A 15,024-nucleotide genomic window follows, 5' to 3' on the forward strand; every position below is an offset into this window, starting at 1 on the left:
GGCGGAGCGGACGGGACTCGCCTACATCCTGCAGGCCGCGGCTGCGCGTGCACGCGCATCCCTTCGAGTCCCGCCGGAAGCCGCGCAGGCGGCTTCCTCCGCTCCGCAGTCACGCGCCCGCCGGCGGGCGCAATCGACGACGCAAATGAAAAAGCCCGCACAAGGCAGGCTTTCTCATTTTTTGGCGGAGCGGACGGGACTCGAACCCGCGACCCCCGGCGTGACAGGCCGGTATTCTAACCGACTGAACTACCGCTCCTTGGTCTGGCTGAATCGGGAAACTGGTGGGTGCTGAGGGGTTCGAACCCCCGACCTACGCCTTGTAAGGGCGCCGCTCTACCAGCTGAGCTAAGCACCCGTTTCCGATTCGTTCTGACTGCGATCTGCGTTTCCGCATCAACAACCAGCGAGCCCGCAAGTTTAATTCATCCCCGATCATTTTGCCAAGCCCGTCCGCGAATTTTTTTAAACGCTCGCGCACGCGTTTTCAATGCGCATAAAAAAACCCGCGGACACGCCGCGGGTTTTGTGAACAACCGTCAGCAACGACGGCGCTCAGGGTCTCAGTGCTTGACGACTTCCGTCGAGCCGGCATCCTTCGCCGCCTCGCCGACCGGCGCCGCGGCCTTCGCTTCTTCTTCCGGCGGCAGCGGAGTCGGCGAACGCTCGAGCGCGAGCTCCAGCACCTTGTCGATCCAGCGGACCGGCACGATCTCGATCGCGTTCTTCACGTTGTCCGGAATGTCCGCGAGATCCTTCACGTTCTCTTCCGGAATCAGCACGAGCTTGATGCCGCCGCGATGCGCAGCCAGCAGCTTTTCCTTCAGCCCGCCGATCGGCAGCACTTCGCCACGCAACGTGATTTCGCCCGTCATCGCGACATCGGCTCGCACGGGGATACCCGTCAGCACCGACACCAGCGCGGTCGTCATCGCACCGCCTGCGGACGGACCGTCCTTCGGCGTCGCGCCTTCCGGCACGTGGATGTGGATGTCCTGCTTCTCGAACGCTTCGTCCTTGATGCCCAGACGGCGCGAACGCGAGCGCACGACCGAACGCGCCGCCTCGACCGACTCCTTCATCACGTCGCCGAGCGAACCCGTACGGATCACGTTGCCCTTGCCCGGCATCACCGCGGCTTCGATCGTCAGCAGATCGCCGCCGACTTCCGTCCACGCAAGACCCGTGACCTGACCGACCTGGTTTTCCTTCGCCGCGAGGCCGAAGTCGTACTTGCGCACGCCCAGGAACGTATCGAGGTTCTCGCCGTCGACCTTGATCGCGCCCGATGCCTTCTTCAGCAGCAGCATCTTCACGACCTTGCGGCAGATCTTCGACACTTCCCGCTCGAGCGAACGCACACCGGCTTCGCGCGTGTAGTAGCGGATGATGTCGCGGATCGCCTGTTCGGTGACATCGATCTCGCCGTCCTTCAGCCCGTTGTTCTTCTTCTGCTTCGGCAGCAGGTAACGCTGGGCGATGCTGACCTTCTCGTCTTCCGTGTAACCCGACAGACGGATCACTTCCATCCGGTCGAGCAGCGGCGGCGGGATGTTCAGCGAGTTCGACGTCGCGACGAACATCACGTCCGACAGATCGAAGTCGACTTCGATGTAATGATCGGCGAACGTGTGGTTCTGTTCCGGATCGAGCACTTCGAGCAGCGCCGACGACGGATCGCCGCGGAAATCCATACCCATCTTGTCGACTTCGTCGAGCAGGAAGAGCGGATTGCGCACGCCGACCTTAGTCAGGCTCTGCAGGATCTTGCCCGGCATCGAACCGATGTACGTACGGCGGTGACCGCGGATCTCGGCTTCGTCACGCACGCCACCGAGCGCCATCCGGACGAACTTGCGGTTCGTCGCACGGGCGATCGACTGGCCGAGCGAGGTCTTGCCGACGCCCGGAGGCCCGACGAGGCACAGGATCGGTGCCTTGACCTTGTCCACGCGCTGTTGCACCGCGAGATACTCGAGGATCCGTTCCTTGACCTTCTCGAGGCCGAAGTGATCCTCGTCGAGCACCTGCTCGGCGTTCGACAGGTCGTTGTTGACCTTGCTCTTCTTGCGCCACGGCAGGCCGATCAGCGTGTCGATGTAGTTGCGCACGACGGTCGCTTCCGCCGACATCGGCGACATCAGCTTCAGCTTCTTCAGCTCGGCGTCGGCCTTCTTCTTGGCTTCCTTCGGCATGCGCGCGGCGTTGATGCGCTTCTCGAGTTCCTCGAGATCCGCACCTTCCTCGCCTTCGCCCAGTTCCTTCTGGATCGCCTTGACCTGCTCGTTCAGGTAGTACTCGCGCTGGCTCTTTTCCATCTGGCGCTTCACGCGCCCGCGGATGCGCTTTTCGACCTGCAGGATGTCGATCTCGGCTTCGAGTTGCGCGAGCAGGTGCTCGAGGCGCTCGATGACCGGGAACATCTCGAGGATGTGCTGCTTCTGGTCGAGCTTCAGCGGCAGGCGCTCGGCGATCATGTCCGCGAGGCGGCCTGCTTCGTCGATACCCGACAGCGACGTGAGAATCTCCGGCGGGATCTTCTTGTTCAGCTTCACGTACTGGTCGAACTGCGACACGATCGCGCGGCGCAGCGCTTCCGTTTCAGCGCTGTCGGCGTGATCGGGCTCGAGCGGCATCACGTCGCAGGAGAACTGCGTCTCCTGTTCTTCGATCGACAACGCCTTCGCGCGCTGCAGGCCCTCGACGAGCACCTTCACGGTGCCGTCCGGCAGCTTCAGCATCTGCAGGATGTTGGCGATACAACCGACCTCGTACATGTCCTTTTCGGTCGGTTCGTCCTTGGCCGCGGTTTTCTGGGCGACGAGCATGATGTGCTTGCCGCCTTCCATCGCTGCTTCGAGGGCCTTGATCGATTTCGGCCGGCCCACGAAGAGCGGAATCACCATGTGCGGGAAAACGACGACATCCCGCAGCGGCAGCAGCGGGAGCGTGATGCGTTCCGGCGGGAGAAGTTGGGTGCCTGACATTTCATTTCCCCATGAGTGGAATCAATTGTTCGGTAATTGAGGCCGCCACAACGAATTGCAAGCCTTCAAGTGCGGGAAATATTCGGTAAGAAAGTAACCACCGCGTGTCGAGTCAGAGTTACCCACAAGATAAACGAAAAAAAGCCGCCCACGGTCTCATGAACGGCCTTTTTCGCAGAACATCGTCGGCAAGCCGGTCAGTTCGAACCCGCCACCTTCGGCGTGTCCTCGTAGATCAGCAAAGGCTTGCCGTCGCCATCGATGACGTTCTCGTCGATGATGACCTTGCTGACCCCTTTCATCGTCGGCAGCTCGTACATCACGTCGAGCAGCGCCTGTTCGATGATCGAACGCAAACCGCGCGCGCCAGTCTTGCGGCGGATCGCCTTGCGGGCGACTGCCTGCAACGCACCCGGCCGGATCTCGAGCTCGACGCGCTCCATCGCGAACAGCTTGTGATACTGCTTGACGAGCGCATTCTTCGGCTCGACCAGGATCTTCATCAGCGCGGCTTCGTCGAGCTTGCCGAGCGTCGCGACCACCGGCAGGCGGCCGATCAATTCGGGGATCAGACCGAATTTGATCAGGTCTTCCGGTTCCGTTTCGCGCAGCACTTCGCCCGCGTCGCGTTCCTGCTTGCTCTTGACCGTCGCGCCGAAGCCGATGCCGGTTTTCTCGGTGCGATCGGTGATCACCTTTTCGAGACCGTCGAACGCGCCGCCGCAGATGAACAGGATGTTGGTCGTGTCGACCTGGATGAAATCCTGGTTCGGGTGCTTGCGGCCGCCCTGCGGCGGCACCGATGCCATCGTGCCCTCGACGAGCTTCAGCAGCGCCTGCTGGACGCCCTCGCCCGACACGTCGCGCGTGATGGACGGGTTGTCCGACTTGCGGCTGATCTTGTCGATTTCGTCGATGTAGACGATCCCGCGCTGGGCCTTGTCGACCTCGTAGTTGCAGTTCTGCAACAGCTTCTGGATGATGTTCTCGACGTCCTCGCCGACGTAGCCGGCTTCGGTCAGCGTCGTCGCATCGGCGATCACGAACGGCACGTTCAGCAACCGCGCGAGCGTCTGCGCGAGCAGCGTCTTGCCGGAGCCCGTCGGGCCGATCAGCAGGATGTTGCTCTTTGACAGCTCGACGTCGTCCTTCTTGTCGAGATGCTTCAGGCGCTTGTAGTGGTTGTACACGGCCACCGCGAGGATTTTCTTCGCGCGCTCCTGGCCGATCACGTACTGATCGAGGATGTCGCGAATTTCCTGCGGGCTCGGCAGATCCGACCGGGACAGGCTGGCCTCGACGCCGGCGGCAGCCGCCTCGTCGCGAATGATCTCGTTGCAGAGGTCGATACATTCATCGCAGATGAACACCGACGGGCCCGCGATGAGTTTTTTCACCTCATGCTGGCTTTTCCCGCAAAACGAGCAATACAACAGCTTCTCGCTGTTCGAACCTTTTTTGTCCGCCATGAATGTAGAGCCTCCGGACAGGTAAATGACATGATACGCCGAATGCTCCGGACGCCGCGCCTAGGGCGCGACCGGAGCCGGCTGGATGTGCTTGCCGCAGATGCTCAAGGGCGTTCGGGACAGCAGGGGCCGCCGGACGAAACGGGGCGGCACCCCACTTATGCTCACGGGCGCTTCAGCAGCACCTGATCGATCAGCCCGTACGCCTTCGCGTCCTCGCTCGACATGAAGTTATCACGGTCGGTGTCGCGCGCGATGCGCTCGACGTCCTGGCCCGTGTGCTGCGCGAGCAACTGGTTCAGCCGCTCCTTCAGGTAGAGGATTTCGCGTGCCTGGATCTCGATGTCGGACGCCTGGCCGCGCGCGCCGCCGAGCGGCTGGTGAATCATCACGCGCGAGTTCGGCAGCGCAAAGCGCTTGCCCTTCGCACCCGATGCGAGCAGGAATGCGCCCATGCTGGCCGCGAGGCCCATGCACAGCGTCGACACGTCCGGCTTGATGAACTGCATCGTGTCGTAGATCGCCATGCCGGCCGACACCGAGCCGCCCGGGCTGTTGATGTAGAGGCTGATGTCCTTGTCGGGATTCTCGCTCTCCAGGAACAGCAATTGCGCGACCACGAGGTTGGCGGTCTGGTCGTTCACTTCGCCGACCATGAACACCAGGCGCTCCTTCAGGAGACGCGAGTAGATATCGTACGAACGCTCGCCGCGGCCGCTCGTTTCGACGACGATCGGCACCAGCCCCAGCGCTTGCGCCTCGAAACCCTGCGGCGCGTTCGAAGCAAGCATGTCCAGCAATTCAGCGCGAGTGATCATTCAATGAACCTTGTTCGAATGGAAAATTGAACGGAAGGAAGCCGCCCGCTCAATCGCCATATTAATGGCAACCGTGCGCTTGACGTAAAAACGGCGTGCGGGCCGTCGCTCCGACAGCCGGCACGCCGCTAGAGCAACACTTACGCTTGCGCCGATGCGCTCGCGAGTGCCTCGAAGCTCACTTCCTTGTCCGTCACCTTCGCCTTGCCCAGCACGAAATCGACGACGTTGCTTTCAACGACGAACGCTTCCATCTCGGCGAGGCGCTGCTGGTTGGAATAATACCAGCGGACCACTTCCTTCGGGTCTTCGTAGCTCTTCGCGAACTCGTCGACTTCCGCGCGGATCTGTTCCGGCTTCGCTTCCAGGCCGTTCGACTTCACGAGCTCGGCCAGCACGAGGCCCAGCTTCACGCGACGTTCTGCCTGCTCGGCGAACATTTCCGCCGGGATCGGTGCGTCCTTCGCGTTCGGCACGCCGCGCTGCGCCAGATCCTGGCGAGCCATTTCGACGAGGCGTTGCTGGTCCTGCTCGATCAGCGCCTTCGGCACGTCGAGTTCGGAGATCTTCAGCAGCGCGTCCATCACCTGGTTCTTGACGATCGACTGCGTGCGACGCTTCGCTTCGCGCTCGAGGTTTTCCTTGATCTCGGCACGCATCTTCGTGAGGTCGCCGTCTTCGATGCCGAGCGACTTCGCGAATTCAGCGTCGATTTCCGGCAGGTGCGGCCACTCGATCTTCTTCATCGTGACCGTGAATTGCGCCGTCTTGCCGGCAACGTCGGCACCGTGGTAGTCGTCCGGGAACTTCAGGTCGAACGTGCGCGCTTCACCGACCTTCAGGCCCAGCGCGGCGGTTTCGAATTCCGGCAGCATGCGGCCTTCGCCGAGCACGAACGGGAAATCTTCGGCCGTGCCGCCCTGGAACGCGACGTCGTCGATCTTGCCGACGAAGTCGACCGTCACGCGGTCGCCGTTCTTCGCTGCGGTGTCCGCGCCGCCGTCGCCGTGCTCGCCGGCTTCGCCGCGTGCGTGGAAGTGCACGCGCTGCTTGCGCAGGATGTCCAGCGTGCGGTCGATTTCGGCGTCGCCGATCGACGTCGTCGAGCGCTCGACTTCAGCCGTCGCCAGATCGCCGATCTTCACTTCCGGGTAGACCTCGAACGTCGCGTCGAACGCGTACGCGTCCTCAGCCTGTTCCTGCTTCGGCTCGAAGCTCGGCTGGCCGGCAACGCGCAGGTTTTCCGCGCGGCTGACCGTGAAGAATTCCTGGCCGATCTTGTCGCTCAGCACTTCCGCTTCGACCTGACCCGCGTATTGCTGGGCGACCATCTTCACCGGCACCTTGCCCGGGCGGAAACCCGGCATGCGCACGGTCTTCGCGAGTTTCTGGATGCGGGCGTCGATTTCCTTCTGCACGGTGTCTTTCGGCAGGGAAATCGTCACGCGGCGTTCAAGCTTGCCGAGGTTCTCAACAACGTTAGCCATGGCTTCAATCGTCCTAAAATTATTCGAGCGAATCGGGTTTTCCTTGCCGTGCCTGCCTGCAGCATGCGGTGCGTCGCACCCACACGCCACGCCGGAGCGCCACGCCATCCCTGCACGCGCCGGATGGCTAGCGCAAGCGGCTCGGAGCACGGCTTTGGCCGGAAGAATCGACTATTCTAGCAAACAATTTTCCTCGTACCGCCAGATCAGCACACCGCGCATGCCTCCCCGCCATGCCGACGGCCCCGCGCACCGCAATGCGCGCGGATCGCCGCTATGCCGAACGCCATATCCTCCGCGGGCCCGCCATCCTGTAAGCTCCGATAGACAGTGAGCCGTCATGGCGGCCTCGCCATTCCTCACACCAATCACGCCTTCCGGAGACACCATGCCGCAACACCCGTCCGCGCCTGTCGTCGTCATCGCGCCCGATTCGTTCAAAGGCTCGCTTTCCGCCGAGCAGGTCGCGGACGCGATCGCCACCGGCATCCGCCGCGCCCGGCCCGACGCGGTCGTGCGCTGCTGCCCGATGGCCGACGGCGGCGAAGGCACGCTCGACGCGATGCTGGCGGGCGGCGGCACGCGGCGCACGCTGCAGGTGGCCGGCGCGTCGCTCGCGGCGCGTGACGCGGCGGTCGGCGTGATCGACGCACGCACCGCGATCGTCGAGACGGCCGAGATCGTCGGCATTACCGACGCGGTCGGCATGAGCGTGCCGGTCGACGCGCGCAGCACGCGCGGGATGGGCGAGGCGATCCGCACGCTGCTCGACGGCGGCGTGCGCCGCTTTTTCGTCGCGCTCGGCGGCAGCAGCACCAACGACGCGGGCGCGGGGCTGCTCGCCGGTCTCGGCCTGCAGTGCTTCGACGCCGGCGGCCAGCCGGTCGAGCCCGTGCCGTCGCGGCTCGCCGACATCGCGCGCATCGACGCGTCGGCGCTCGACCCGCGCCTGAAGGAAACAGAATTCGTCGGCATGTCCGACGTCGACAACCCGCTGACGGGCGCGCACGGCGCGACCGCCGTGTTCGGCCCGCAAAAGGGCGTGACGCCCGAGCAGGTTGCGATCCTCGACGCCGCCCTCGCCCGCTTCGCCGACCTGCTCGAAGCCGCGCTCGATCGCCGGCCCACGGGCACGTCCGCTGGTCGCGCCCGCGACCTGCCGGGCGCAGGCGCCGCGGGCGGCCTCGGTTTCGCGCTGCACATGCTCGGCGCGCAGTTCGAAGCCGGCGCCGAAGTGGTCGCGCGCCAGGTCGGGCTCGATGCCGCGCTCGCCGGCGCCGACTGGCTGATCACCGGCGAAGGCCGCTCCGACGTACAGACGCTGCACGGCAAGGCGCCGTTCATCGCGTGCCGTCATGCGCAGGCCGCCGGCGTGCCCGCGTCGCTGCTGTCGGGTGCGGTCGACCCGGCCGCGCTGCCGCGCCTGTCCGAGCATTTTTCCGGCTGCTTTTCGCCGGCGCCCGGGCCGATCACGCTCGACGTCGCGATCCGCGACGCGGCGAATCTGCTCGCGAACGAAGCGGAACAATTGACGCGCCTGAAATACGGTGCACACTGACCGTTGACCCGAGCGCGCGATACAGGAACAATCGGGCCCGCCCTTTTTCTTCAGGATTCGACATGAAAGGCCGTCCAGCCGGGCTCGATCAGTTTCTGACCTATCGCCTCCACGCGCTCACGAAGCGCTCCGACCGCGGGATCGGCGAGGTGTACCGGCACAAGCTCGACATCTCGCTGCCCGAGGCGCGCGTGATCGCCGCCGTCGGTGCGTTCGGTCCGTTCTCGATCATGGATCTCGCGCGTCACACCAATCTCGACAAGAGCCAGGCCAGCCGCGCGGCCGAGGCGCTGCTGCGCCAGGGCCTGCTCGAGCGCAGCGCGAGCGAGGAAGACGGCCGGATCGTGCTGATCGCGCTGACTGCCGATGGTCGCGCGCTGCATCGCAAGATCATGCCGATCGTGCGCAAATGGAACGACGGCCTGCTCGCCTGCCTGTCCGACAGCGAACGCCAGACGTTCGAGCGGCTGCTCGACAAGGTCGTCGCGCACGCCACCGAGCGGGACGACTGAGCCGCATCGCCGGCTCCGCGCCGGCAATATTGATCCGACGAATTCGACGGGCCGTCCACGTTGCTTGACCGGCAATGCGGGCGGCCCGCTTTGCGTCATGCGCCGGGTTCGACGAACGTCCCGCGCTTCACCGCCGGCACTGCCGGCGTCGGGCCGCACCGCCGGCCGCCCGGCACGCGCTAGAGTCCGCTGTTCGCCGCACGCTGGCGCAGCAGCCCGAGCACCGCGTCGCAGTACGGGGTCGGCACGTCAAGCTTGCGGCCGAGCTCCGGAAACACGCCGAGGATCGGCCCGATCTCGAGCGAACGCCCCGCTTCGACATCCTGCAGCATCGACGTCTTGAACGCGCCGAGCTTGCGTGTAACCGCGATCCGCTCGGGCCCGCTCATCCCCGTCGACAGGCCGAGCTTCGCGCCGATCGCAGCCGCCTCCTCCATCATCCGCAGCGCGAGTTCCTGGGTGAACGGATCGTCCAGCAACTGCTCGGCCGTCGACCCCGTCAGCGCACTCAGCGGATTCATGTTCATGTTGCCCCACAGCTTCGTCCAGATTTCGGTCCGGATCGCGGGCGTCGACTCGACGTCGAAACCGCCTGCCGCGAGCGCTGCGGCAAACCGTGCCGCGGCCACGTCGAGCCGCCGATCCGGCGTGCCGACGATCAGCCGGTTGCCGCGCCCGCGGCGCACGACGCCCGGCGCATCGGTGCTCGACGACAGGTGCACGACACAGCCGATCGCCTGCGCAGGCGGCAACGCGGCCGACACCGCGCCGGCCGGATCGACCGCGTCGAGCGGCACGCCGTCGAGCGATCCTGCCAACCCGTGCGTGAACCACCACGGCAGCCCGTTCATCGCCGCGACGATCACGGTGTCCGGCCCGACCAGCGGCGCAATGCGCTCGGCCAGCGCCGGAAGCGCCTGCGCCTTCAGCGCGATTACCACGTAGTCCTGCACGCCGAGCTCGGCCGCATCGTCGCTCGCACGCACCGGCACCGACGAGGTTGCGCCCGCTTCGTCGATCACGCGCACGCCGTGCGCGTTCAGCGCGTCGAGCGTCGCGCCGCGCGCGTACGCGCTCACGGTCATGCCGGCCCGCGACAGCGCGGCCGCGAGCAATCCGCCGATCGCGCCGACCCCGACCACCGCCGCGCGCACCGACCCCGAATTCGTGTCGTTCATGATGGAATTCCGTCTCATGGGAGCTGACGAGCATAGCGCTCAATGGTTGCAGACACAACTATTCCGCGGAACTGTGCCATGCGCCCGCATCCGCAGGCTTCAGCGCGGCATGCCGTCGGCTTCAACGGGCTCGCCGTCGGCCACGCCGCCCGTCGCGCCGAGCACGCCTGCGATCTGGCTCTTGTCGTGCATGCCGAGCTTGCGGTACGCGCAGCGCAGGTAGTGACGCACGGTCGTCGGCGAAATGGCCATTTGTTGCGCGACCTCCTTGTGCGACCGCCCGGCACCGTAATAGCGGATCGCGGCCAGCTCGCGCGGGCTCAGCCGGTCGAGCAGCGAGCGCGGCCGCGCCTCGATCTGGAACAGCCCCGCGACCGGTACGCACTGGATGCGCAGCGCGTCGCCGACGAACGGCTGGCCCGACTGGCGCCGCAGGTGCGCGACGAGCGGGTCCGGCACGCGCGCGCCGGCCCAGGCCGGCCACTCGGTGCGCAGCACGTCGTCGAAACCGTTATCGGCATGGTGCAGCACCCCGAAGTTGTCGCACAGCGCGCGCGCCGCCGGCGCCACCGACTCGGGACGCTCGCGCGTGAGCTGCGCGGCGCGATTGATCGTCAGCGCGGCGGCGAGGTGCGGAATCACCTCCTCGAAACGACGCGCATCGTCGTCGCTGAACGGGCGGTTGAGGCCCTGCCGGTATATCGACATGAACGTCGTCAGGCCGAAGCGGCGATCGAGCGTGCACACGCACATCAGCTGCGCGAGCCCGTACTTCACGCACCAGTCGCGAAACCGCACGTCGAGCCCCGGCTCGACGACCGTCAGCCGCACCGCGCGGCCATGCGCGCCGTGCAACGTGCGGTGCGCCAGCGGATCGCAATCGCGCACGCGCTTCCAGTCGATGAAGAACGCATGGGGCAGACGGTACAGGAAGCTGTTGTGCATCACGGGGCCGGTCGGCGCATGGGTCGCGACGCCGGTCCACGCGGCGTCGAACGGAATGAGCGCCTGCAGCAGCGAAAAGAACCGGCATTCGAATTCGCCGATGCCGGACCGCGCGGCCACCGCGTACAGGTCGAGCAGCATCAGGCCGAGTTCGCGCTGCGCGGCGTCGCCATGCGTGACGCCGTCGAAATCGGCGCGCCGGGACGGCAGCGGCGGCCACGCGAATTCGTCGAGCACGATGGCGGCCGGCACGTCGCGCAGCGCATCGAGATCCTGCCCGATATCCGTCGTGATCCTCACCTTTCGCTCCCCTGCCCGATCGGGCTGCTGACGTGCGCAACGACACCGGCCGATTATATCGAGCGGCTTTTTTGGCGGGTCACGGTGCCGGAACGGGCGCCAGCCCCATCCATTTGAACGGTGCGCGGCACGTTGCTGCTGCTCAGCACGCCGTGCCGCGGCCTCGCACGGCGTCGACGCCGCGCACCGCGGGTTTTCCACACCGTTCATCTGTACGACTGTTCGAAGGTTTTCCCGCTGCGGACACTGCGTCCCGACTACACCAACGACAAACGATGCAGCACGGTATGGAGAACCCCACGTGACGAAATCCCGCTTCATCCGCACGGCCACGACCGCCGCGACGCTTGCCGCGTGCAGCGCCGCCGCGCATGCGCAATCCGCCCTCACGCTGTACGGCGCGCTCGACGCCGGCGTGCAATACCTGACACACGTCGACGGGCGCCATTCGCGCGTGCAGCTGCAGAACTACGGCATCCTGCCTTCGCAGGTCGGGATCAAGGGCCACGACGATCTCGGCGGCGGCTGGCGGGCACTGTTCAAGCTCGAACAGGGCCTCAACCTCAACGACGGCACCGCGACCGCACCGGGCTACGCGTTCTTCCGCGGCGCGTACGTCGGCATCGCGGGGCCGGTCGGCACCGTCACGCTCGGCCGGCAGTTCAGCGTGCTGTTCGACAAGACGCTGTTCTACGACCCGCTCTGGTACGCGTCGTACAGCGGACAAGGCGTCCTCGTGCCGATGAACGCGAACTTCATCGACCATTCGGTCAAGTACCAGTCGCCGACGTTCGCGGGCTTCGACGTCGAGGCGCTCGCCGCGACGTCCGGCGTCGCCGGCAATACGCGCGCCGGCCGTGTGCTCGAACTCGGTGGCCAGTACACGAGCAACGGCCTGTCGGTCAGCGCGGTGCTGCATCAGGCGCACGGCGAGGTGTCGCCGGCCGACGACACGTCCGCGCGACGCCGCGAACTCGGCACGCTGGCCGCGCGTTATGCGTTCGCCACGCTGCCGCTCACCGTCTATGCGGGCGTCGAACGCCTGACCGGCGATCTCGACGCGGCGCGCACGATCGTCTGGGGCGGTGCGCGCTACCAGACGTCGAGCGGGATCGGCCTGAACGTCGGCGTCTACCACACCGATTCGCCTACGCCCGCGATCGGCCACCCGACGCTGTTCATCGCGAGCACCACGTACGCGCTGTCGAAACGCACCGTCGCGTACGTGAACCTCGGCTACGCGCGCAACAGCGGCCAGAGCTCGCAGACCGTCTACGAGTACGACCCGACGCCGCTCGCCGGCGCGTCCCAGTTCGGCGCGATGGTCGGCATGTACCACCTGTTCTGACTTCCCCAACGAGATCCCGCCATGAAAACCCTGTCCCCGGACGCCGCACGCTCGCCCGACGGCCGCGCGCCGGCCTTCGCACGCTTGACGCTCGTCGCGCTCGTCGTATTCGCGGCGATCACGCCGCTGCTGCTGCTCGTTGCACCGGCCGTCGCCGGTCAGCTCGCGACGCAACTCGGGCTGTCGGCGTCGCAGATCGGCACCTACTTCTTCGTCGAACTCGGTGCGTTCAGCCTCGCGACCGTGCCGTCGTACCTGTGGCTCGGCCGGGTCGACGCGCGCCGCGTTGCCGCATTCTCCATCGCGCTGTTCGGCGCGGGCAACCTGCTGACCGCGGTGTGGATGCCGGGCTTCGCCGCGCTGCTCGCGCTGCGCGCCGTCACCGCGCTCGGCGGCGGCTCGCTGATGGTGCTCTGCATGACGAGCGCGGCGACAAGCGAGAACAGCGACCGCGTGTACGGCCTGTGGGTCGTCGGCCAGCTGATCGCGGGCGCGATCGGCCTGTTCGTGCTGCCGCATGTATTCGCCGCGTTCGGGCTGCGCGCGCTGTATGTCGCGCTCGCCGCGCTCGCGCTGCTCGCGGCACCGCTGTCGCGCGGCTTTCCGTCGACGCTCGGCGCGCGGACGACGCCTGCGCGATCCGCGCGCGGCGGCGCGATGCAGACGCCGCGACGCTTCGTCGTACTCGCCATCGGTGCAGTGCTGACGTTCTATCTCGCGATCGGCAGCGTGTGGACGTTCGCGAGCCGCGCGGCGGCCGAGGCCGGGCTCGATCCGCAGTCGACCGGCAACGTGCTCGCGATCGCAAGCGTGATGGGGATCGCCGGCGCGGCGCTCGCCTCGTGCGCGGGCGGCCGGCTCGCGCGACGCGCGATGCTGGCGGCCGGTTACGCGCTGCTCGCGGCGTCGCTCGTCGCGCTCGCCGCGATGCGCGACACCGGCGGCTACAGCGCGGCGATCTTCGCGTTCAAGTTCGCGTGGACGTTCGTACTGCCGTTCATCCTCGCGACCGTCGCGCAGATCGACACGTCGGGCCGCCTCGTCGCGACACTCAATTTCGTGATCGGCGCCGGTCTCGCGGCCGGCCCGCTGCTCGCCGGACTGATGCTCGACGCCGGCGGCACGATGCACGCGCTGTTCGCGGCCGCAACGGCCGTCGCGATCGTGTCGTTCGCCGCGCTGCGCCATATCGATCGCCGCGCACGGCCCGCCCTTTCCTCCCAACCGTGACAGGTCACACATCCATGAATCGCACTGCCTTCTTCACCGACGAACGCACTTTCTGGCACACCGGCGGCACGCACGCGCTGTTCTTTCCGGTCGGCGGCTGGGTTCAGCCGCCGTCGAGCGCGGGCTACGCGGAATCGCCCGAGTCGAAGCGCCGCTTCCTGTCGCTCGTCCAGGCGTCGGGCCTCGCTGCACATCTCGACCTGCGCGGTGCCGAGCCGGCCACGACCACCGATCTGCTGCGCATCCATCCGGCGCACTATCTCGATGCGTTCCGCGCGCTCAGCGACGCGAACGGCGGCGACCTCGGCGATCTCGCGCCGTTCGGCAAGGGCAGCTATGAGATCGCGGCGCTGTCCGCCGGCCTCGCGATCGCGGCCGTCGATGCGGTCGTCGGCGAGCGGGCGGCCAATGCGTTCTCGCTGTCGCGGCCGCCCGGCCATCACTGCCTGCGCGACCGCCCGATGGGCTTCTGCATGCTGGCGAACATTCCGATCGCGATCGAGGCCGCCCGTGCGAAACACGGCATCGAGCGCGTCGCGGTGATCGACTGGGACGTGCATCACGGCAACGGCACGCAGTCGATCTACTACGACGATCCGGACACGCTGACGATCTCGCTGCACCAGGACCGCTGCTTTCCGCCCGGCTACAGCGGCGCCAACGACCGCGGCGAAGGCGCGGGCCTGGGCGCGAACCTGAACGTGCCGCTGCTGGCAGGCAGCGGCGACGACGCGTATCGCTACGCGTTCGAGCGGATCGTGCTGCCGGCGCTGGCGCGCTTCCGGCCCGAGCTGATCGTCATTGCAAACGGCCTCGACGCGAGCGCCGTCGATCCGCTCGCGCGCATGCAGTTGCATACCGACAGCTACCGGTTCATGACGCGCGCGGCGAAGGATGCCGCGCAGCGCCATTGCGGCGGGCGGCTCGTGATCGTTCACGAAGGCGGGTATTCGGAAGCGTACGTGCCATTCTGCGGGCTCGCGATCGTCGAGGAACTGAGCGGCATTCGCACAGATGTCGCCGATCCGATGCTCGATCTCGCGATCGCGCAGCAGCCCGGTGAGCGGTTCGTCGCGTTCCAGCGCGCGCTGCTCGACGAACTGGCTGCATCGTTCGGGTTGTAACGCTCGGGAACGGATGTGACAGGGCTGGCGCGCGCCGGCCCTTGCGCGATCCGTGCGGATGGGGTTTC

General features: G+C 66.5%; 11 protein-coding genes and 2 tRNA genes. 5 read left to right on the forward strand and 8 right to left on the reverse strand.

The window, feature by feature from the left end; all coding sequences use genetic code 11:
• Nucleotides 1–182: 182 nt before the first annotated feature.
• The 6 genes from AC5LXX_RS09930 to tig form a co-directional block, all read right to left on the reverse strand.
• Nucleotides 183–259: transfer RNA gene (locus AC5LXX_RS09930), tRNA-Asp, on the reverse strand.
• Nucleotides 260–282: 23 nt separating this feature from the next.
• Nucleotides 283–358: transfer RNA gene (locus AC5LXX_RS09935), tRNA-Val, on the reverse strand.
• Nucleotides 359–563: 205 nt separating this feature from the next.
• The gene (gene lon, locus AC5LXX_RS09940) at nucleotides 564–2,987 is read right to left on the reverse strand and encodes an endopeptidase La (RefSeq protein ID WP_124450446.1); all 2,424 of its coding nucleotides are present in this window, start codon (nucleotides 2,985–2,987) and stop codon (nucleotides 564–566) included.
• Between the two features lie 197 nt (nucleotides 2,988–3,184).
• Complete coding sequence (gene clpX, locus AC5LXX_RS09945) at nucleotides 3,185–4,456, reverse strand: ATP-dependent Clp protease ATP-binding subunit ClpX (protein ID WP_006489345.1); 1,272 nt, start codon at nucleotides 4,454–4,456, stop codon at nucleotides 3,185–3,187.
• Nucleotides 4,457–4,620: 164 nt separating this feature from the next.
• A complete protein-coding gene (clpP, locus tag AC5LXX_RS09950; RefSeq protein ID WP_010092137.1) occupies nucleotides 4,621–5,274 on the reverse strand; it encodes an ATP-dependent Clp endopeptidase proteolytic subunit ClpP in 654 nt (217 codons plus the stop codon).
• Between the two features lie 140 nt (nucleotides 5,275–5,414).
• Nucleotides 5,415–6,761, reverse strand: coding sequence for a trigger factor (gene tig, locus AC5LXX_RS09955; protein WP_493400925.1), 1,347 nt, complete (start codon nucleotides 6,759–6,761; stop codon nucleotides 5,415–5,417).
• Nucleotides 6,762–7,149: 388 nt separating this feature from the next.
• Here tig and AC5LXX_RS09960 point away from each other — a divergent pair, with 388 nt between their 5' ends.
• Together AC5LXX_RS09960 and AC5LXX_RS09965 are read left to right on the forward strand one after the other, a co-directional pair.
• On the forward strand, nucleotides 7,150–8,319 hold the full coding sequence (locus AC5LXX_RS09960; protein ID WP_493409375.1) for a glycerate kinase: 1,170 nt from the start codon (nucleotides 7,150–7,152) through the stop codon (nucleotides 8,317–8,319).
• A gap of 62 nt (nucleotides 8,320–8,381) precedes the next feature.
• A complete protein-coding gene (locus AC5LXX_RS09965) occupies nucleotides 8,382–8,831 on the forward strand; it encodes a MarR family winged helix-turn-helix transcriptional regulator (protein ID WP_069256909.1) in 450 nt (149 codons plus the stop codon).
• Nucleotides 8,832–9,010: 179 nt separating this feature from the next.
• Here the strand turns inward: AC5LXX_RS09965 and AC5LXX_RS09970 are convergent, their stop codons facing one another.
• Both AC5LXX_RS09970 and AC5LXX_RS09975 read right to left on the reverse strand, forming a co-directional pair.
• Nucleotides 9,011–10,009, reverse strand: a complete 999-nt coding sequence (locus tag AC5LXX_RS09970) for a 2-dehydropantoate 2-reductase (RefSeq protein ID WP_493409376.1) — start codon at nucleotides 10,007–10,009, stop codon at nucleotides 9,011–9,013.
• A 99-nt stretch (nucleotides 10,010–10,108) separates the two neighbouring features.
• Nucleotides 10,109–11,254 carry a helix-turn-helix transcriptional regulator gene (locus AC5LXX_RS09975; protein ID WP_493409377.1) on the reverse strand — a complete coding sequence of 382 codons (1,146 nt, stop codon included), beginning with the start codon at nucleotides 11,252–11,254 and terminating at the stop codon, nucleotides 10,109–10,111.
• Between the two features lie 301 nt (nucleotides 11,255–11,555).
• Here AC5LXX_RS09975 and AC5LXX_RS09980 point away from each other — a divergent pair, with 301 nt between their 5' ends.
• From AC5LXX_RS09980 to AC5LXX_RS09990, 3 genes are read left to right on the forward strand one after another with little or no spacing between them, the layout of a single operon-like run.
• Nucleotides 11,556–12,602 (forward strand): porin, encoded by a 1,047-nt coding sequence (locus AC5LXX_RS09980; RefSeq protein ID WP_493409378.1) that lies wholly within the window; start codon nucleotides 11,556–11,558, stop codon nucleotides 12,600–12,602.
• A gap of 21 nt (nucleotides 12,603–12,623) precedes the next feature.
• Complete coding sequence (locus tag AC5LXX_RS09985) at nucleotides 12,624–13,832, forward strand: MFS transporter (RefSeq protein ID WP_493409379.1); 1,209 nt, start codon at nucleotides 12,624–12,626, stop codon at nucleotides 13,830–13,832.
• Nucleotides 13,833–13,846: 14 nt separating this feature from the next.
• Entirely contained in the window at nucleotides 13,847–14,956 is a 1,110-nt protein-coding gene (locus AC5LXX_RS09990) for a class II histone deacetylase (protein WP_493409380.1), read from the forward strand.
• Nucleotides 14,957–15,024 lie beyond the last annotated feature (68 nt).

The sequence above is a fragment of the Burkholderia torrens genome (genome assembly GCF_984668525.1).